This is a genomic window from Pseudomonas mendocina (assembly GCF_003008615.1).
GTDB lineage: Bacteria > Pseudomonadota > Gammaproteobacteria > Pseudomonadales > Pseudomonadaceae > Aquipseudomonas > Aquipseudomonas mendocina_C.
Window position 1 is genome coordinate 1,185,187 of sequence record NZ_CP027657.1, and the last position, 19,575, is coordinate 1,204,761.

At 61.8% G+C, this 19,575-nt stretch carries 18 protein-coding genes; 7 read left to right on the forward strand and 11 right to left on the reverse strand.

Annotated elements, in window-relative coordinates; translation table 11 throughout:
* Positions 1–98 precede the first annotated feature (98 nt).
* Entirely contained in the window at positions 99–1,262 is a 1,164-nt protein-coding gene (locus C7A17_RS05535; protein WP_106737075.1) for a type III PLP-dependent enzyme, read from the reverse strand.
* Between the two features lie 418 nt (positions 1,263–1,680).
* The gene (locus C7A17_RS05540; RefSeq protein ID WP_106737076.1) at positions 1,681–4,212 is read right to left on the reverse strand and encodes a sulfite reductase flavoprotein subunit alpha; all 2,532 of its coding nucleotides are present in this window, start codon (positions 4,210–4,212) and stop codon (positions 1,681–1,683) included.
* Between the two features lie 245 nt (positions 4,213–4,457).
* On the opposite strand from C7A17_RS05540, the gene C7A17_RS05545 reads away from it, so the two are divergent.
* Entirely contained in the window at positions 4,458–6,041 is a 1,584-nt protein-coding gene (locus C7A17_RS05545; RefSeq protein ID WP_106737077.1) for a peptide chain release factor 3, read from the forward strand.
* Between the two features lie 131 nt (positions 6,042–6,172).
* Here the strand turns inward: C7A17_RS05545 and C7A17_RS05550 are convergent, their stop codons facing one another.
* On the reverse strand, positions 6,173–6,769 hold the full coding sequence (locus tag C7A17_RS05550; protein WP_106737078.1) for a 3'-5' exonuclease: 597 nt from the start codon (positions 6,767–6,769) through the stop codon (positions 6,173–6,175).
* Between the two features lie 7 nt (positions 6,770–6,776).
* Positions 6,777–7,256, reverse strand: a complete 480-nt coding sequence (locus C7A17_RS05555) for a LabA-like NYN domain-containing protein (protein WP_106737079.1) — start codon at positions 7,254–7,256, stop codon at positions 6,777–6,779.
* 104 nt (positions 7,257–7,360) lie between these two features.
* On the opposite strand from C7A17_RS05555, the gene C7A17_RS05560 reads away from it, so the two are divergent.
* From C7A17_RS05560 to C7A17_RS05570, 3 genes are all read left to right on the forward strand, one after another.
* Positions 7,361–7,846 (forward strand): YbaK/EbsC family protein, encoded by a 486-nt coding sequence (locus tag C7A17_RS05560; RefSeq protein ID WP_106737080.1) that lies wholly within the window; start codon positions 7,361–7,363, stop codon positions 7,844–7,846.
* Positions 7,847–7,909: 63 nt separating this feature from the next.
* A complete protein-coding gene (locus C7A17_RS05565; protein WP_106737081.1) occupies positions 7,910–8,575 on the forward strand; it encodes a YciC family protein in 666 nt (221 codons plus the stop codon).
* Positions 8,576–8,633: 58 nt separating this feature from the next.
* Positions 8,634–9,071, forward strand: a complete 438-nt coding sequence (locus C7A17_RS05570; protein ID WP_106737082.1) for a VOC family protein — start codon at positions 8,634–8,636, stop codon at positions 9,069–9,071.
* Positions 9,072–9,078: 7 nt separating this feature from the next.
* Here C7A17_RS05570 and C7A17_RS05575 read toward each other — a convergent pair whose 3' ends face one another.
* Positions 9,079–9,822, reverse strand: a complete 744-nt coding sequence (locus C7A17_RS05575; RefSeq protein WP_106742762.1) for a substrate-binding periplasmic protein — start codon at positions 9,820–9,822, stop codon at positions 9,079–9,081.
* Between the two features lie 203 nt (positions 9,823–10,025).
* On the opposite strand from C7A17_RS05575, the gene C7A17_RS05580 reads away from it, so the two are divergent.
* Together C7A17_RS05580 and C7A17_RS05585 are read left to right on the forward strand one after the other, a co-directional pair.
* Complete coding sequence (locus C7A17_RS05580) at positions 10,026–11,117, forward strand: endonuclease/exonuclease/phosphatase family protein (RefSeq protein WP_106737083.1); 1,092 nt, start codon at positions 10,026–10,028, stop codon at positions 11,115–11,117.
* Between the two features lie 93 nt (positions 11,118–11,210).
* Entirely contained in the window at positions 11,211–11,945 is a 735-nt protein-coding gene (locus C7A17_RS05585; RefSeq protein WP_106737084.1) for a substrate-binding periplasmic protein, read from the forward strand.
* A gap of 4 nt (positions 11,946–11,949) precedes the next feature.
* Here C7A17_RS05585 and C7A17_RS05590 read toward each other — a convergent pair whose 3' ends face one another.
* From C7A17_RS05590 to C7A17_RS05605, 4 genes are all read right to left on the reverse strand, one after another.
* A complete protein-coding gene (locus C7A17_RS05590) occupies positions 11,950–12,756 on the reverse strand; it encodes a TlpA disulfide reductase family protein (protein ID WP_106737085.1) in 807 nt (268 codons plus the stop codon).
* A gap of 207 nt (positions 12,757–12,963) precedes the next feature.
* Complete coding sequence (locus C7A17_RS05595; RefSeq protein ID WP_199796394.1) at positions 12,964–14,472, reverse strand: tripartite tricarboxylate transporter permease; 1,509 nt, start codon at positions 14,470–14,472, stop codon at positions 12,964–12,966.
* Entirely contained in the window at positions 14,472–14,927 is a 456-nt protein-coding gene (locus C7A17_RS05600) for a tripartite tricarboxylate transporter TctB family protein (protein WP_158704642.1), read from the reverse strand. The genes C7A17_RS05595 and C7A17_RS05600 overlap by 1 nt, the downstream gene beginning before the upstream one ends.
* Before the next feature lie 73 nt (positions 14,928–15,000).
* A complete protein-coding gene (locus C7A17_RS05605) occupies positions 15,001–15,975 on the reverse strand; it encodes a Bug family tripartite tricarboxylate transporter substrate binding protein (RefSeq protein WP_106742764.1) in 975 nt (324 codons plus the stop codon).
* Positions 15,976–16,648: 673 nt separating this feature from the next.
* On the opposite strand from C7A17_RS05605, the gene C7A17_RS05610 reads away from it, so the two are divergent.
* On the forward strand, positions 16,649–17,323 hold the full coding sequence (locus C7A17_RS05610; protein WP_106737088.1) for an RraA family protein: 675 nt from the start codon (positions 16,649–16,651) through the stop codon (positions 17,321–17,323).
* A 64-nt stretch (positions 17,324–17,387) separates the two neighbouring features.
* On the opposite strand, the gene C7A17_RS05615 is transcribed toward C7A17_RS05610, so the two are convergent.
* Positions 17,388–18,137: an IclR family transcriptional regulator gene (locus C7A17_RS05615; protein ID WP_106737089.1), complete on the reverse strand. Its 750-nt coding sequence runs from the start codon at positions 18,135–18,137 to the stop codon at positions 17,388–17,390.
* Between the two features lie 157 nt (positions 18,138–18,294).
* Positions 18,295–19,518 (reverse strand): MFS transporter, encoded by a 1,224-nt coding sequence (locus tag C7A17_RS05620; RefSeq protein WP_234035890.1) that lies wholly within the window; start codon positions 19,516–19,518, stop codon positions 18,295–18,297.
* Positions 19,519–19,575 lie beyond the last annotated feature (57 nt).

Genomic DNA, 19,575 nt, shown 5'->3' on the forward strand with positions numbered 1-19,575 from the left:
CCTCGGTATTTCACCTGTAAATACAGAGAGTTATGAAAATATGGCGCCAGAAATGCAAACGCCCACACGAGGTGGGCGTTGATGACCTGCAGTGGCGCTTACAGGTAGTAGGACTTCAGCGGCGGGAAGCCATTGAACTCCACGGCGCTGTAGCTGGTGGTGTAGGCACCGGTGGACAGCCAGTACAGACGGTCACCGCTGGCCAGGTTCAGCGGCAGCCCGTACTTGTAGTTCTCGTACATGATGTCGGCGCTGTCGCAGGTCGGGCCAGCGATCACCACCTCTTCCATCTCGCCCTTCTTCTCGGTCCAGATCGGGAACTTGATGGCTTCGTCCATGGTTTCGATCAGGCCGCTGAACTTGCCCACATCGGCATACACCCAGCGCTCGACGGCGGTACGCGACTTGCGCGCCACCAGTACCACTTCCGATACCAGCACGCCAGCGTTGGCGATCAGCGAACGGCCCGGCTCGAGGATGATTTCCGGCAGCTCGTCACCGAAGTCTTCCTTGAGGAAACGGGTGATTTCCTCGGCGTAGGTTTCCAGGTCATTGGTGCGCTGGATGTAGTTGGCCGGGAAGCCGCCACCCATGTTGATCATCTTCAGGGTGATGCCGTCTTCTTCCTTCAGGCGCTCGAAGATCACCTTGACCTTGGCGATGGCCGCGTCCCACACGTCGATGTCGCGCTGCTGCGAACCAACATGGAAGGAAATGCCGTAAGGCACCAGGCCCAGTTGCTTGGCCAGGATCAGCAGATCCAGGGCCATGTCCGGCTGGCAGCCGAACTTGCGCGACAGCGGCCAGTCGGCGCTGGTGGAACCCTCGGTGAGGATACGCACATAGATCTTCGAGCCCGGCGCCGCCTTGGCGATGTTGCGCAGGTCAGCCTCGGAGTCGGTGGCGAACAGGCGCACGCCCTTCTCGAAGAAGTAACGGATATCACGGGATTTCTTGATGGTGTTGCCGTAGCTGATGCGCTCCGGGCCAACACCGGTGGCCATCACCTTGTCCAGCTCGTAGATCGAGGCGATGTCGAAGCTCGAGCCCTTGTCACGCAGCAGTTCGATGATCTCGGTGGCCGGGTTGGCCTTGACCGCGTAATAGATCTTGGCAAACGGGAAACAGTTGCCCAGTTGGTCATAGGCGTCGGCGATGATCTGCCGATCGATCACCACGAACGGGGTTTCGTGCTGATCGGCGAATGCCTTCATGCGTTGGAAAGTAGCGGGTGCGTAGTAGTCTTCGACCTTGATCGACATGCTGGGGACTCCAATGGCAAAACCGGGAACACATTGATTCGGGCAGCAGAACCGCTTACAGGTTCCGCCACGTGTCGGGGCTGGCAGCGCATCGCGCTGGCCTGAACGTCTGACAGTTTCCCCACTTTGGTTCGCCTACTTCCCAAGGCATGTCGCCGAGCATCACCGGTACCGACCATAAGCCGGCCGGCAACCTCTCGTCGTCAGTACTTGAGCCGGATGGATCGTTTCCAGCATGGACGTTCGGGCGCGGACTTTAAGACCATGCGCCACTCAGATCAACCGGAAATTCGTCCTAATTTCATCTCGTTCCGGATATCACACAAAACGTCCTGAAATGCTGAACAGCCGGGGCTTTCAGGCAGTTTGCCGCGGGCATGTTTCAGCGCCGTTGCAGCGCATCGAATGCCGCGCCCAATCAATACACATCACGGCGGTAACGTCCTTCCTCGACCAGTTCCTGCACCGCCTCATCGCCGAGCAGTTCGCGCAGCACCGCATCGACGCCACCCGCCATGCCCTGCAGACTGCCGCAGACATAGATGGCGGCCCCTTCGGCCAGCCAGACATGCAAACGCTCACCCTGTTCGCTCAGCAGATCCTGCACGTAGCGCTTCTGCGCCTGATCGCGGGAGAAGGCCAGATCCAGGTGCTGCAGATCGCCCGCACTCAGCGCTGCTTGCAACTCATCACCACAGAAGAAGTCCTGGGCGCGGTTGCGCTCGCCGAACAGCAGCCAGTTGCGCCCCTGCCCCGCCAGCGTGCGTGCCCGCAGCAGTGAACGCAGGCCAGCCAGGCCGGTGCCATTGCCAATCAGGATCAACGGACGATCGTCAGCCGGCAGATGGAAACCGCTGTTGCGTCGCACCCGCGCCAACAGCTGACCGCCTTCAGGCAGGTGCTCGGTCAACCAGCCGGAACCCAGCCCCAGGCTGCCATCGGCCTGCACCGCCTGACGCACGATCAGTTGCAGCACGCCGTCGGCCGCGACCGAGGCGATGGAGTACTCACGCGAGCCCAACGGCACCAACGCATCGACCAGTGCCTGGGCGTGCAGGCCGACCAGGTGAGCGAAACTATCCGGCAATTGTCGTTCGGCCAACGCCTCCAGCAGGCTGCTCGCCTGCCCGTCCTGCATCACCGCCTCGTTGCCCGCAAACCCGGAGTGCTGCAACCAGGCCTGCACTCGTGCCGGTGCATGGCGCGGACGAATCTCCAGGATGTCGCCAGCCTGCCAGGTGCTTTGCGCAGGCGGCGTCAGGCCGATGAAGAACACCGCAGCGCCCTGGCTGCCAGGGTTGAGCAGGCGACGCTCGGCCAGCGTCCAGTTCTGCCACGGCGCTTCCTCGAAGCGAATCGGCGCGGCACCGGTCAGTTCGCTGAGATTCTGTTGCCAGCGTTGCAGCGCGGCCTGGTCGTCAGCATCGACCTCGACGCTGTCGAACAGGCGATGCGCGCCCTGCAACCCCAGCCAGTCGTTGATGCGGCGGGCGAAACCACAGAAATGCTCGTACTGCCGGTCACCCAGTGCCAGCACGGCGTAACTCAGTTGGCCGAGCGGCACGGAACCACCAAGCACCTTGCGCTCGAACCCCTGGGCGGCGTCAGGCGCCTCGCCGTCGCCAAAGGTGCTGACCACGAACAGAGCCTTCTGCGTGCGGCTCAGACTGTCGGCATCGAGGCGCGACAACGGCTCGACCCGCACTGGAATACCAGCGGCCTGCAACTGTCCGGCACTCTGCCAGGCCAGTTGCTCGGCGAAACCACTCTGGCTGGCGAAACCGACCAGCCAGCCCTCGCCCGAATCGTCGGCCTTCAGCTTGCCGCGCGCCGCCAGCGCGGCACGTTGCTTGCGGCGGCGATCCAGATACAACAGCCAGCCGGTGATAAAGAACAACGGCATGGCCCCGGTGGCCAGCATCATCAGGATGCGCCCCGGCATGCCGAAGTACTCGCCAACATGTAGTGCATAGACGCTGGTCAGCAATTGCGCCTTGAAGCTCTTCTCCGCATAGCGCTCATGGCGGCTGATTTCGCCACTTTTCGGGTCGATCTGGAACTGGTTGAAAGCACGTACATGCTCGGCATCGTCGAGCATGTAGAAGACCGTCGCCGGCTGTCCGGCCACGGGCGGCAGGCGCAGGTTCCAGGCGATCATCTTGGGCCCGGCAGCCTGCTGGATGCCTTGCCATACGGCGTCGTAGTCAACCTCCGGCGCTGGGCCGCTGGGCGCCTGGCGACCACCCCGGCCACGACCTTCCCCGCGTTGCTCGGGTGGCGTGTCGGAAAGCATGCGTGTCAGGCCTTCGCGGTACCAGTCGTACGACCAATACAAGCCGGTGAGCCCCGCGCAGAGATAGAACAGCAACGCCCAGGTGCCGGCGACCGCGTGCAGATCCCAGTTGAAACTGCGGCCCTTCTTCTTCCAGTCCAGGGTCAACCAGGTGCGCCAGCTCAATGCCTTGCGCGGCCAGCGCAGGTAGATACCGGACAGGCAGAAGAACAGCAACGCCACGGTGCTGGCGGCTGTGATCTGCTTGCCGACCTCGCCCATGGATAGGAAGCGGTGCAGCATCAGCATCAGGTGGAAGAAATCCTGGCCAATGGGTTCAGCCAGGACTTCGCCGGTGTAGGGATCGAACACGATGCGCGGCCCGCGCCGCTCCCCTGGTGGCGGGGCGAGAAAAGCGGTGCCTGGCCCATCATGTCGGCCATCGACCCACAATCCGGTAACGCGATCAGCGGTGGCGGCCTCGATTCGCGAGGCCAGCTCGCCCGGCGTCAGGTGCCCTTGTGCGCTGGGCTGGATCTGCCAACGCTCGGCGTTCAACGCACGGGTTATCTCGCCCTCGAAGCTATAAAGGGCGCCGGTGATACCCATGATGGCCAGCACCAGCCCGGCGCTGATACCGAAGAACCAGTGCAACTGGAAGATGATTTTCTTGAACACGACGGAGCCACCCTTACCCTGACCCTCTGCGACGGGCGGCTACTCTATATGGGAATAATTTTCATAACCATTCATTTACGCGTTTTTTACGCATCCGCAAATCACCTCCGGGCCAACCTCGAGCACGCCCCACAGCGGCCCCAAAGCCGATCAGCGCCCCTCGGCCAGAGTATGCAGTTATCGGTATAATCGGCAGTTTTCCGGGTACCAAGGTGCCCTCAACGATTCAATCCAGGCACGCATTCATGACCACCCAGGCCGCCGAAGTCGCCAAGCGCCGTACCTTCGCCATCATTTCCCACCCGGACGCCGGTAAGACCACCATCACCGAAAAGCTGCTGTTGATGGGCAAGGCCATCGAGGTCGCCGGTACGGTGAAATCGCGTAAATCCGACCGCCATGCCACCTCCGACTGGATGGAGATGGAGAAACAGCGCGGCATCTCCATCACCACCTCGGTGATGCAGTTCCCCTATCGCGAGCACATGATCAACCTGCTCGACACCCCCGGCCACGAAGACTTCTCCGAAGACACCTACCGCACCCTGACCGCGGTGGACAGTGCGCTGATGGTGCTCGACGGCGGTAAAGGCGTCGAGCCACGCACCATCGCCCTGATGGACGTCTGCCGCCTGCGTGATACGCCCATCGTCAGCTTCATCAACAAGCTCGACCGCGATATCCGCGACCCCATCGAGCTGCTCGACGAGATCGAGGCCGTACTCAACATCAAGGCCGCCCCCATCACCTGGCCGATCGGTTGTTACCGCGACTTCAAGGGCGTGTACCACCTGTCGCAGGACAAGATCATCGTCTACACGCCGGGTCACGGCCACGAGCGTACCGAAGCCAAGATCATCGACAAGCTCGACTCGGACGAAGCCCGCGCACACCTGGGCGACCTCTACGACAACTTCGTCGACCAACTCGAACTGGTGCAGGGCGCCTGCCACGAGTTCGACGCCGAGGCTTTCCTCAAGGGCGAGATGACTCCGGTGTTCTTCGGCACCGCGCTGGGCAACTTCGGCGTCGACCAGGTGCTCGACGCCGTGGTCGACTGGGCGCCGCGTCCGCTGCCGCGCGCCGCGCACGAGCGTAACGTCGAACCGACCGAGGAGAAGTTCTCCGGCTTCGTGTTCAAGATCCAGGCGAACATGGATCCCAAGCACCGCGACCGTATCGCTTTCATGCGCATCTGCTCCGGGCGCTACGAGAAAGGCATGAAGATGCGCCATGTGCGCATCAAGAAGGATCTGAAGATCGCCGACGCGCTGACCTTCTTCTCCAGCGAGCGCGAGCACCTGGACGAAGCCTTCGCCGGCGACATCATCGGCCTGCACAACCACGGCACCATCCAGATCGGCGACACCTTCACCGAAGGTGAAGTACTGGGCTTCACCGGTATCCCGCACTTCGCGCCGGAGCTGTTCCGCCGCGTACGCCTGAAAGACCCGCTGAAATCCAAGCAACTGCGCCAGGGCCTGCAGGAGCTGGCCGAGGAAGGCGCGACCCAGGTGTTCTTCCCAGAGCGCAACAACGACATCATTCTCGGCGCGGTCGGCGTGCTGCAGTTCGATGTGGTCGCCAGCCGCCTGAAGGAGGAATACAAGGTGGAATGTGCCTACGAGGCGATCAACGTCTGGTCGGCGCGCTGGATCGAATGCAGCGACGAGAAGAAGCTCAAGGAGTTCAAGGACAAGGCCTACGAGAACCTCGCCGTCGACGGCGGTGGCCACCTCACCTACCTGGCCCCGACCCGCGTCAACCTCAGCCTGATGGAAGAGCGCTGGCCGGATATCAAATTCCGCGCGACCCGCGAGCACCACTGATGCAGTAACGCCCCGGCCAAACCGGGGCGGTCAAGCTGTTGTAGGGTGCGCCGTGCGCACCATAAAGCAGCCATTGCACTACGAGCCTCGAACCCATTCCGATGCGCGGTGCGCGGTGCGCGCAGCGCACCCTACCCGGCACGCAGCAACGCGCGCACCTTGGCGGCCGAGAGTTTCTGCAAGCCGCACAGGTATTCATGGCTGGCGCGGATAGCGTGGCGTTCGAGCAACAGGCGCTGCAGGTGCAGGGTCAGGTTGGCGGCCATCTCCGCATCGGCCAGGGCGCGGTGGGCGCGACCGGTATCCGGCAGTCCGGCCCAGACATTTAGATTGCCCAGCTTGTGGCTCGGCGCCTCGGGTAGCAGGCGCCGCGACAACAACAGCGAACAGGCGAACGGCTGCGACCGACGACGGCGTATGCGTGCCAGTTCGGCATCCCAGAACTTCTGATCGAACGCAGCGTTGTGCGCCAGCATTGGGCGCTCGCCGATGAAGTCGGCCACCTCGTTCATCACCTGATCCGACGGCGGCGCACTGCGCAACATGGCGTTGCTGATACCGGTGAGTTGCTCGATGAAAGGCGGCACCCAGGCGCCACTGTTCATCAGGCTCTGGTAACGGTCGACGATGCGACCGTCCTCGATGATCGCCACGCCGATCTCGGTGGCGCGGGCCTGATCCGGCGAGACGCCAGTGGTTTCGAAGTCGATGACGGCGATGGATTCCACGCTGGCCTCAATGATTACGAAGCAGAAGGTCGCCCTCGATGGGCACGTACAAACTGGCGGCGCGAATCAGTGACTGCGCCGTCAGCCCTGGCACGCCGAAGGCAATCGCCTCGACACCCTGGCTGCGCACCCGCTCGAGCAACAGATCGAAATCGCCATCGCCGGACGCAAGCACGACCTCGTCGACCCGCGCAGCGGCATCGAGCACATCGATGGTGATGCCCACGTCCCAATCGCCCTTGGCCGAGCCATCGCTGCGCTGGATGTAGGGTTTGAGCTTCACGGTGAAGCCCAGCTTGCGCAGGATCTGCTGGAACTGCTGCTGCTTGGCGTCCCCCCGGTCGATGGCATAAGCGTAGGCCTCGACGATCACGCCACGGCGACTGACCTCGGCCCACAGCACGCTGTAGTCGAAGTGGCAGCCATAGACCTGGCGCACCGTGTAATAGAGGTTCTGCACATCGGCGAATACGGCGATCTTCTTCACCGGGAGTCCTCATGGGGCTTTAAGCGCGCCAGTATGCCAGAGCCAACTGCCTGCGCGCTCGCCGGTGCTGGCATGGCTGATTCACAGCCCCTATCCTTGCCGCCATGACACCTCTAGAGCGCCTCTGCCAGCGCAATCTCGATCTGCTCCAGAGCCTGGACATCGCCCATCGCCTGGTCGAGCACGAGCCGGTACTGGACTACTCGACCGCACATGCCGTGCGCCAGCGCTTCGCCCTGCGTGGTGTGGAGAGCAAGAGCCTGTTCCTGCGTATCGGCGAGCAACGCTACGCCATGCTGGTCAGCGTCGAAGGTGCCCGCGCCGACTGGGCACACCTCAAACAGTTGCTCGGCAGCCGCCCACGCATCGCCAGTGACGAAGAGCTGACCGAACTCACCGGCTGCGTGCCGATGTGCGCCTGCCCGTTCGGCCATGACGCGCGGATCAGCTTGCTGATCGACCGCGCAGTGCTCGCCTGCGACTTCCTGCTTTACTCACCCGGCCCACCGCAGCTGACCCTGGAGGTCGCGGGCGCTCATTTGCCACGCCTGCTCGCGGCCCTGCCCAACCCGCAGCTGGAGTACTCTTGAATCTTTCAATCACCCTGGCGAACGGCCATCAGCGCCCACGCCTCGATACCTGGTAGCCTGCCGATGAGTCCTTTGTCCGTCCTGCGCGACGCCTGGTTTTTCTTCAGTCACAACCTGCCCGCCATTGCCCGCTTGTGCCTGCCGCTATTGCTGCTCGAAGCCATCTGCCAGGCATTGCTGGCGGCGCAGCTCGGCGAGGGCGCCAACCCGGCCTATGCCATCTTGCTCGGCGTGCTGTTCTATCCTCTGTACGCCGCGCCACTGATCCTCTTCCTGCATGCGCGCAGTAATGGGCAGACGCCAGGCAATGGCCAACTGTTCGCAGCCGGTTTACAGCTGTGGCCAGCTTTCGCCCTGATGGTCGGCCTGAGCACGCTGGCGATCATGCTCGGTCTGTCGCTGCTGATCGTACCGGGGATCTGGATCATGATTCGCCTGGCGTTCTCGGAGCTGATCCTGGTGCTGCAGCAGGAGCCGCCACTGCGTGCATTGCAGAGCAGCTTCGAACTGACCAAAGGGCGTTTCTGGCCGGTGTTCACCTGCCTGATCAACGTGCTGCTGCCACTCTGGCTGCTGGACTGGTGGACACTGCCGAAGCAGAGCGACACCCTGCTCTGGGTACTGCATCAGGTAGGCAATGGATTCATCCAGCTGTTTGCCGTGGTGGTGCTGTTCCGTCTGTTCATGCTGCTTGCGCCACAGGCGGCGCACAATAATGATGACGACTGACAGGCCGCTGGAAACCAACTGCTAGGCTTGCCTCTTCGGCAAAGGAGGAATGAGTGCAATGAGCGACTACAACCCGAGCATCCTGTCTCACGTGTCCATCGGTACCAATCGTTTCGAGGAGGCCAGCGCCTTTTATGCCAAGGTCTTGGCAACGCTGGGCTGCAAGGAAATCATACGCCACCCTGGCGCTGTGGCATTCGGCCGCGAGTACCCGGAGTTCTGGGTGCAAACCCCGATCAACGGCCAGCCCGCGACCCAGGGCAATGGCAGCCACTTTGGCTTCGTCGCACCGGACAAGGCCTCGGTACACGCCTTCCATCAGGCGGCTCTCGAAGCTGGAGCGACCGACGAAGGCCTGCCCGGCCCACGCCTGGACTATGGCGAGCCCTATTACGGCTGTTTCGTGTGTGATCTGGACGGCCACAAGGTCGAGGCTGCCTACTGGGATATGGCGCTGGCACAGGCGCTGTACAGCGAACCACACGATCACTCATAGCGCGTCATTACTGACCCGCCACCACCGCCTGGTAGCGCAGGGCTGCGCGGGCAATCCAGCCCTCGCGCAGCAGATTCTCGATGGCAGCAGCCAGCTGCGGCATGCGCGCCAGGCGCTGGCGCGAGAACCCGATATAGAGCTCGGTGCGGGCATCCGGTTGATAGGCGGCCTTGACGATGCGCCCCGCCAGTTCGGGATCGAGCAAGGCATAGTCGACCTGGCAATCGGTTCCCACCAGGGCATCGATACGGCCACGCGCCAACATCTCGAGCAACTGGCTTTCGTTACTCACGCCGACCTTGTTCAGTTGCTCATCGCCGTCGAACGGCTGGAAGTAAACCGACTCCAGCACATAGCCGATGCGCAGCCCGCGCAATGTCGAGTAGTCATTCAAGCGCACCGCCACCGAAGGGCTGGCGTAGAAACGTGGCGAGCACGCGTAATACGGCATATCCAGGTAATGGATGTAACGCTCGCGATCCGGCGTTTTCGCCAGGCCGGTCATCAAATCGGCCGTGCCCTGATCCAATGCCGCCAAACCGCGCGCCCAGGGCGCACGCTGCACATCGAAGCGTATGCCGGTACGACGCGACAACTCATTCAACAGGTCGATGTCCAGCCCGCGCAGTTGGCCGGCCTCGTCCTCCATGCGAAACGGCGGCCACAGATCCGTCATTACCTTCAGCGACTCGCCCTCGCCTGCCCGGCACAACGGCGCGAGCAGCGCTAGGATCAACAGCCAGACACGCATCAGAATCTCCAGAACCTCATGGTTTACCGAGCCACCACACGACAGGAACACCTTGCTTTTCGCGTATTGCGGCATGGTACTTCAGCACTTCGGGACTGTCCCCAGGCGCCGCGAACCTCTGGGAAGTGGGGCTCAACATGCCTGGGCCGATGCAACGCACTGGGGTATCCTCGCCTCCTCCCAGCATAGTCGCCCGCGTCGCCATGTCCCTGTCCCGTCCGCTGCGCCTGTTCCTGCTCACCCTCGCGGTGCTTTTCGGCATTCTTCTCATCCTGCTCTACACGCTGACCTGGCGCCCGGCCGCGCGTGAGGACGCAGTGCTGAGCTGCAACGCCCAGACCGCCAAGCTGCAACCGGGCCAGGCACTGAAGGTGATGACCTGGAACGTGCAGTACCTGGCCGGCAAGCGCTACGTGTTCTGGTACGACTTGCCTGGCGGCGATGGCCCGGACGAACGCCCCAGCCGCGAAGACCTGGCGACCACGCTCGATGAAGTGGTGCGCGTCCTGCGTGACGAGCAGCCCGACGTGGTACTGCTACAGGAGCTGCATGACGGCGCCAGGGCCAGCGACTACCAGGATCAACTGGCGCTGCTGCAGGAACGCCTGGCCGACCTTTACCCCTGCGCCAGCCAGGCCTTCTACTGGAAATCCGGCTTCGTGCCACACCCGCGTATTCTCGGTAGCGTCGGCATGAAGCTCGCAACCCTCAGCCGCTTCCAGATAGCCCGCGCCGAGCGAGTGCAATTGCCGATTCCCGGCAGCGACCCGCTGAGCCGCCAGTTCCAACTCAAGCGCGCCTTGCTGATCAGCTATCTGCCGATTCGTGGCAGCGGCGAACTGGTCATGATCAATACCCACTTCGATGCCTTCGCCCAAGGCGATGACACCATGCAGCGCCAGGTGGCCATGACCGACGGCCTGCTGCAGCAATTGCAGAGCGCAGGAACACCGTGGGTGCTGGGCGGCGACCTCAACCTGCTGCCGCCTGGTCAGTTCCAGCATCTGCCCGAGGATCAGCGTGGCTGGTATGCCTCCGACAGCGAGCTGCAGGATCTCGCCAGACGCTACCCGATGATTCCCAGCCTGCAACAATCCAGCGGAACGCGGCAGGCAGACTGGTACACCCACTACCCCAACGACCCCGCCGCCAAAGGTCCGGATCGCACCCTCGACTACCTGTTCTACAGCCCACGCCTCACCCCGCTCGCCAGCCAGGTACGCCAGCACGACACGTTGGGCATTTCCGATCACCTGCCGGTCATCGGCCGCTTTTTCCTGCCCAGCCACGAATAAGCGGAACCGGACTGGACAAGCCCGCCAAGACTTGTCCATGCTCGAAGGGCACGACCCAATAACGACAAGACGGCGAAGAGCCGCGATACCCGGATGCCAAGACGCTTCTGCCTGATACTCATCACCCTGCTATGGCTGCCCGTTGCTCACACGGCCGAAGCCAAGCAACGCATTCATGTCGGCTATTACGAATTCCCCCCCTATTCCTATACGGACGCCCAGGGCCAACCTAGCGGCTCTGGCCTGGAGCTGACTGCACGCCTGCTGGAGCAGGCCGGCTACCAGGCCGAGTTTCGCTCCTACCCCGGCGCTCGTCTGTACAGCGGCCTGCAGGATGGCAGCGTGCAGATATGGCCCGGCGCCCCCGGCAAGACTGAGCTGGCCGATCACACCCTGGAAGGCCGCCATCTGCTGGGCGAAATCACCCTCAACCTGTACTTTCGCCCCGACACTCCACCACCGCACCTGCCGGACGATCTGCAGGGGCGTGGGGTGATCCTGATTACCGGTTACAGCTACTGGCAGGACGTCAATCAGTGGCTGGAAGATCCGGCCCGCCAGATCACCCGTCATCGCACGTCCAGCCATACCTCGGCCCTGGAAATGCTGGAACGTCGACGCGGCGACTACCTGCTGGACTATCAGACTCCCGTCGAACAAGCCAAACGCGCCTTGGCCATGGGCGATCTACCGTTCGTCGAAGTGCAGCGCCTGCCACTGCGACTGATCTTCTCCCGCCACGCTCCCAACGCCGAACGCCTGCGTGACGACCTGGATCGCGTCTATCAACAGCTCAAGGACGCCGGCGAGGATCTGTGGCTATATTGACGCCTCACTCCGGCTGTAACGCTACCAGCGCCCGCGCCAGGCTGGCATGCGACAACTCGCCCAGGTGGCTGCCGACCTGACGCCCTGCGGCGTCGTAGAACAACGTGGTGGGCAAGGCCCGCGAACCGACCATCTGTCCCAGTTGCACCGAACCATCAAGCAGCAGGTTGTCGAGCGTCAGGTTCTGCTCGGCCAGGAAATCGGCTACCCGCTCCGCACTCTCGCCCTGATTGACGAACAAGAAGGTCACTCCTGCCTCACTCTGCTGGGCCTGCATCAGCACCGGCATCTCGCGGCGGCACGGCGGACACCAGGTGGCCCAGAGGTTCACCACCAGTGGCTGACCAGCGTAATCGCGCAGGTTCACCGTGCGGCCCTGGGCGTCCTGAACCTGCAGGTCGGGCAGTCGCGTACCCTGCTCCAATGCTTGCAGCAGCAGGTTGCCGCCCAGCCACAGCGCCAGACCGACGCTCATCGCAATGCCCAAGGGTCGACGCAGCGGTATCTGGCGCCAGATGATCCAGGCACCCAGCATCAATCCGGCAAGAACGCCTGGCCAGGCGATAAAACCGCCATCGCGTATATCCACCACCCGCCACGGCTCGTCACGGTAGTACTCGGCATACACCAGCACGAAGGCCAGGCGCGCCACCACCAGCGCCAGCAGCAACATGCGAAACAGCTGCCGCTCCGGATTGCAGCCATGCCGGCGGCCGATCAACCAGCCAACCAGTGTGGCCAGCAGCAGGCTGCCGAACAGCAGCACATGGGAAACGCCAAGGGCCAGCGGGCCGATATTCAGCGTCAGCATGTGCGCACCGAGGCGCGTAAACGGAGAGAGAAGTACGCAGGGGAGGCGAAAGCCAGGTATGGAAGCATCGGAAGAGGAAACGCGCGGCAAACGAAGAGAAGATCCTAGTCGTTAGCCACGCGAACACTCAAGCGAGTAGGAATAAGAGCACCTGCGACACTCGCTCATGCGAGTTGCTGCGAATGTCGCAGGGCAATCGATGGCAGATCAGGCAGTGCCGGTCTGCACACTGGGTTTGCGTTTGAACAACGGACGCAGGCCCAACAGCAGCACGAGTACCGTGAGCCCCAGCACGGCCGCACTGATCGGGCGATCAATGAAGGTGCTGAAGTCACCGCGCGAAAGCAGCATGGCCCTTCTGAAATGCTCCTCCATCATTGGTCCCAGCACGAATCCCAGCAGCATCGGCGCGGCCGGGAACCCGAGTACACGCATGCCGTAGCCGATCGCACCGAATAGCACCACCAGGAGCACATCGAAGTAGCTGTTATTGACGCTGAATGTGCCAATGCAGATGAACATCAGAACCGCCGGGAACAGCAGTTTGTAGGGCACCATCAACAGGCGTACCCACAGCCCGATCAGCGGGACGTTGAGGATCACCAACAACACATTGCCAATCCAGAAGCTCATCACCAGCCCCCAGAACAGCGATGGCTGCTCGGTCATCAGCTGCGGGCCGGGAGCGATGCCATGGATCATCAGCGCACCCAGCATCAAAGCCATGGTCGCACTGCCAGGAATGCCCAGAGCCAGTGTCGGGATGAACGAAGTCTGGTCTGCCGCATTGTTGGCCGACTCCGGCGCCATGATGCCCTCAATGGCTCCCTTGCCGAAGCGCTCGGGCTGCTTCGCCACGCGCCGCTCGACAGCATAGGCCATGAAGGCGGCAATCGAAGGGCCGGTTCCCGGCAGGGTGCCGAAGAAAGACCCGATGGAGGAACCACGCACCATCGGCATCCAGGATCGCTTCACGTCGTCGCGCGTGGGCTTCATCGCCGACAGCTTGAGGGTACTGCGATCGACACGGCTGCCGTCGACCTTGCCAATACTGGAAATGACCTCCGCGACACCGAACAACCCCATCGCCAATGCCACGAGGTTGATGCCGTCCGCCAGATCGAGGATGCCGAAATCGAAGCGTCGAGTTCCCGTGTAGATGTCACTGCCGACAGTCCCGAACAGAATACCGAAGGCGACCATGATCAAGCCCTTGATCACCGAACCACCGGAAATATTGGAGGCAGCGACCAGCCCGAGCAGCATCAGCGAGAAGTACTCGGCCGAGGAGAAATTCAGCGCGTAGGAGCTGATGGTGGAGGCGAAACTCATCAACAGGATGATGCCCACCGAGCCGCCACAGAACGACGCCACGGTCGTCATCAGCAAGGCGATGCCGCCGCGCCCTTGCAGGGTCATCGGGTAACCGTCCAGGCACGTCACCGCATTCGATGGAGAACCGGGCACATTCAGCAGGATAGAGGCCGTGTTGCCGCCATACGAGGTGCCGTACCAAATGCCAGCCAGCATGATCAATGCAGCGGTCGGCTCCAGGTGGAAGGTCATGGGGAACAACATGGAGATGGCCGCCAGCACACCGATACCCGGAATCACACCGAGCAAGGTGCCGAGGAATACCCCCAGAAAGCAGTAGAACAGGTTGTACAGCGAGAACGCTGTCTCGAGACCCAGGAGTATGTTTTCGGAAAAAGACATCAGAACCCCCACCTGATGAAGACGAAGTTCATGCCCAGGCCAACCTGAAAGATCAGGTAGGACAGCAAGCAGAGCACGACCCCCAGGATCGCCACCTGAAGAATGCGCACCTTGCTCTCGGCGAAGGAAGAAACGATCACCACACTCAATACCGCCGGCACCAAACCGAGTGGTTTCACGCATACGGCGAACAGCGTGACCGAGACCAGCACCATCACGGCGGCACGCCATTGCACTTCGACAGGTTTGACGATGCCGGTTTTCAGGAGCGAAACGACGCAGAGCAACACCCCGAGAAAGGTGATCAGCCCCCCCATGGCCAGAGGAAACATGCCAGGCCCCATGCGCTGCAAAGTGCCGGCGTTGAATGCGTTGGATGAGTAAATCGCCACGGCGAGGCCGCACAAGGCGATAAGAATGCCCACGACGGCATCCTGGTAATTGCGAACCGGCATATCAGCCTCCCCAGCTCTGCTTGGTTCCATTGCGTGCCTGCGCCCCAGGGAAATCCGGGAGCGCAGTCAGGCGTCAGTTGACCGTCGCTCCCGAAACCTTGACGACCTCCGCCCAGCGCTCCAACTCGTTGGCCAGGAGGTCGGAGAACCACTGGCTGTCCTCCAATATGACGGTACTGCCCTCGGCCTCGATGGCCTGGCGTAGCGACTCGGACTGCAACGCGGTATTGATCGCCGCATTGAGCTTCGTCACCAGCTCATCGGACATGCCGGCCGGCCCCACGACGCCTTTCCAGTCGGCCGTATCGAAACCCGCGAAACCGGACTCCGCCACGGTGGGGACATCGGGCAATACGGCATTACGCTCCTGCGAGGTAACGGCCAAAGCACGGATGGAGCCGGAGCGAATATGGGGAAGGACGCTCGGCAGGCTGCCGATATAGACGTCGACCACACCGCTCATGACATCGGAAATCGCCTGAGCGATGCCCGGATACGGAACGTGGGTCAATTCGATGCCCCCTTCCCCCGACAGCAGCTCCATCGACAGATGCGCGACGGTGCCCGAACCCGGCGTACCGAACAGAATGCTACCCGGTGCTTTCTTGGCCGCAGCCAGGAAGCCATCCATGTTCTCTATGGGCGATTTCGCATGCGTGACCAGCACCATCGGCTGGGTCGAGATGACCGCGATGTGCCTGAAGTCCTTGATCGAGTCATAGGGGATATCGCTGTAGAGCGAGGGATTGACGGCCAGGTTCGAGGTCTGCCCCATCCCGAGGTACTGCCCGTTGGCCGCAGAACGGGCCAACTGTGCCAGTCCGATGTTGCCGCCAGCGCCCGGACGATTCTCGACCACGAAATTCCATCCACTGTCCTGGCTGATCTGTTGAAGCAGCAGGCGCGCCGGAATGTCGGTACCGCCGCCCGGCGGGAACGGCACCACGAAATTGATGTTGCCTTGCGGGTAGTCCTGCGCATGGGCCGGCGATATGGCGGCAGCGACTGCGAACACGGCCGACACCAGGATTTTTTTCGTCATTTTCATGGGCATTGCTGATTGATCCTATCTCTGGCGGAGTCACGGAAGCATGTCCGCACCGCACTTTTTGTTTTCACATTGCTCGCTGTATTGCCGCGTAGAAAGCCTGCGTGCCGTCTTACCGGCTCACATCGATCTTGCCGACGGCCATGCTGATTGGAGGCACGCCCCCAGCCTTTTGTAGGTGGTTGGATGGCTCGACGCGCAAGCCATGCACCACGATCACCCGGCATTCAAATCCGAGAAGTGCTGTTCGGGCGAAGGGTCAGACAGCCTCGCACAAAGGGAGGCTGATCGGCGCTCAGGAGATGGGATCGACTAGCGTGGAGTGACGCGATCAAGGAGGGGCTTCGATTCATGGTAGGTACCTTCATTCTTATTTTTACCCGTCTGCCGAGCCATCGGATGGCAGCGAATGAACCGAGCCTAGCATAACGGAACGCCATTTCAATAATTAAATAATGCAGCACCAATGCCCGCTAAATGGCAGGTACCAGCCCGTCCCCGTGTATCAGCCAGTTCTCTCACCAATCATGAAGTTGAAGCTCCTTGCGTTTATCGATCATGGCTCATGCCTGACGCATGCATGGTTGATGTGAGCAGTTTTGAGTGATAGATTTTTTGAAACTCCATTTCAATAAATCAAAAAGCAAAACAAAACTCACACGAGGAGTCGCGTATGTCCATCGGTTTCAGAGTCCTGAACCGCGCCCGCAAAGTCAGCCCTGAATGGGTCGAGCTGTACCGCAGCGTTCCAGTCGCCAATGCCAGCGACTCGATGAATCGCATGACGGCTGGTGGCGCTCGACTGCGCCCGATGCACCGTCAGGGCGTGCTGTCCGGGGTAGCGCTTACGGTGAAATCACGCCCTGGCGATAATTTGATGCTGCACTACGCCATCGATATCGCAGAGCCAGGTGATGTGATCGTGGTGGACGCAGGCGGCGACCTGAGCAACGCGCTGATCGGGGAAATGATGGTGGCCTACGCCATCAAGCGAGGCGTGGCAGGCATCGTGATCAATGGCGCCATCCGCGATGCGGCCAGCATCGGCGCCGAGGACTTCCCCATGTTCGCGGCCGGCATAACGCACCGCGGCCCGTACAAGGACGGACCGGGTGAGATCAACGTGCCGATTTCAATCGACGGAATGGTCGTCGAACCAGGCGATCTGATCATTGGCGACGACGATGGCTTGCTGTGCATCCCCTATGACCACGTAAAGGACGTCTATGAACGTGCCCACGCCAAGCACGTAGCTGAGCAGAAGCAACTCGAACAGATCGCCAAAGGCGAGAATGATCGCTCCTGGGTACTGAATACCCTGCGCGAAAAAGGCTGCCAGTTGGCCTGAAGCCAACCCGTTCGCCGCTGCAAAGCGCCTGTCATGGCTCAGCGCGTGCAGCGGCTCTTCCCCCTCAAAGCGAATGCTTGCTCTGATCGGCCGCCTCAGGCGTGGCACTCTGCTCCCACAAGAAAAGCGTCTTGCTGCCCAGGCTGCGTGCCAGCCGAGAAGCGGCCGAACAGAACGACTCGCGCAGTGACTGGACACGCTCCAGCGTCAGTCGGCTTGCAGGCCCGGAGATAACCATGGCCCCCACCAACTCCTCCTGTGCCCCGAATATCGGCAAGGCCATCGAGGAGGCATGGGGATCGGTAGCTGCACACGAGTAGTACGGATCACGCAGCGTTCTGGCTTTTTCGAAAGGCGTTCTGAGCGCCTGGGCACCGGCAGCGTCGTCCATTGGACGCATATCACCCGGCTGCAGGTGCATGCGCAGACGATGCGGCGAGTTGACCCGGAACTGGCACAAACGGTAGGCGCCATGCCGAACGTAAAGCGAGGCGGTCTCGCCGGTCTCGTCGGTCAGCGCCTGCAGAACGGGCATGACGTGGCGCTCAAGATCCAGGGCGTCCTGATACACCGCATTCAGGCGCATGACCTCACTGGCAAGCTGATAACGGCCATCGGACATCCGATTGATGAGACCGAAGGTTTCCAGCGAGACCACCAGGCGCATGATGGTGCTCTTGTTCAGCCCCGTCCGCTCAGCCAACTCGACCAATCCCAGGGAGATGTCACCCAACTGAAAAGCCGTCAGCACCGTGAGCACTCGATCTGCAGATGCCACGCCACTCACCGCAGGACGTGGACGCGTCTTGATCATCGAAAAACCTCGTTGGTTACATGTAAGTCAAGCGTGAATGCCGGCATTATCGTGTTGCTTTCCACGTCAGCGCCAGCGCTATCAATGTCTCTTCAGCAGCCGCGTCCGGAGTCATGCTGCTGCGCTTTAATCGCGGCCGTCATGGCGACCACCCTGCCTATCTGTCATCACAGCGGGCCAGCAGACGACTGCACGCCAGATAGACCAACAGACCTCCCCCTAACACCGCAAAGGTGGCAGTAGCGCCGCTCCATGCAGCCAATCCCCCGACCAACAGCCCACCGACCGCCTCGAAGCCGAAACGCATGGAGATATAGAACGCCACGATACGCCCCCGCAACTCGGCGGGTGCGTCACTCTGCAGCAGCATATTGCTGCTTACGTTGTTCACCGTAATGCCAAACCCCAGCAACGCCAGTGCCAGCAGCGCGACGACAAGAGGTGCGTGCATCGCCAGAACCAGCAGGGCCAGAACACACAGCCAGATACTCGCAACGATGAACCTGTTCAGTTGCCGCAGTGCGCCATTGAACATCAGAAACAGCGTGGCGATGAATGCACCCGCCCCTGCTGCCCCCCATAGCCAGCCCAGCGTCCTGGCATTACCGGCATAGGTATCGGCGGCCAGGATCGGCAGAAGCACCGTGTAGCAGGACGCCAGCAGGTTGACCACGACGACGCTGATCATCAGCCGTCTCACCCGCCAAGTACGCCATATGTAGTGCAACCCCTCGCGCAAGACCTCCGCCGTCGAGCCCAAGGCACGGGCAGAAGGGGCTGCCTGCGTGTTCATCAGGCCAGCCAGCAATGCCATGAACGCCAAAGCCGTAAGCAGGAAACATCCGGCTTCCCCGCTCACTGCGATGAGCGCTCCGGCCAGGGGAGGCCCCATGAAGCGTGCCGCATTGACCAGCATGGCATTGAGTACCAGTGCATTGGGCAAATCCGCCGGGCTGGCGACGAAGCTACCGATCAATGCCTGACGCAACGGCACCTCGAATGCGTTGAGTATCCCCAGCAGCAACGCCATCAGAACCAGGATGGTGCTGTCCATCGCGCCACACCAGGTGAGTAGCGCCAGGCTCAACGACTGCATCACCAGCGCGCATTGCACGCCGATCAACAGCTTGCGCTTGTCATGCCGGTCGATCCAGGCACCGGCCAGCGGCCCGACCAGCAACTGCGGCACCAGTACCAGGAAGGTGATAACACCGAGCAGGAAGGCAGACCCCGTCAGCTGATAGGTCAGCCAGGACAGCGCAACCTGCTGCACCCACTTGCCTAACGTGGAGATACCTTGCCCCGTGAAGTAGATCCGAAAGTCACGATGAGCCAGTGCCCTCAAAGGCGTGGGCCAGCGCGTGCTGGATGTTCGGGGCACGGGCAACTGCAGCTACCTCTCTGGGGCTAGGACTCGGCGCTCACTCGACAGCCGTGG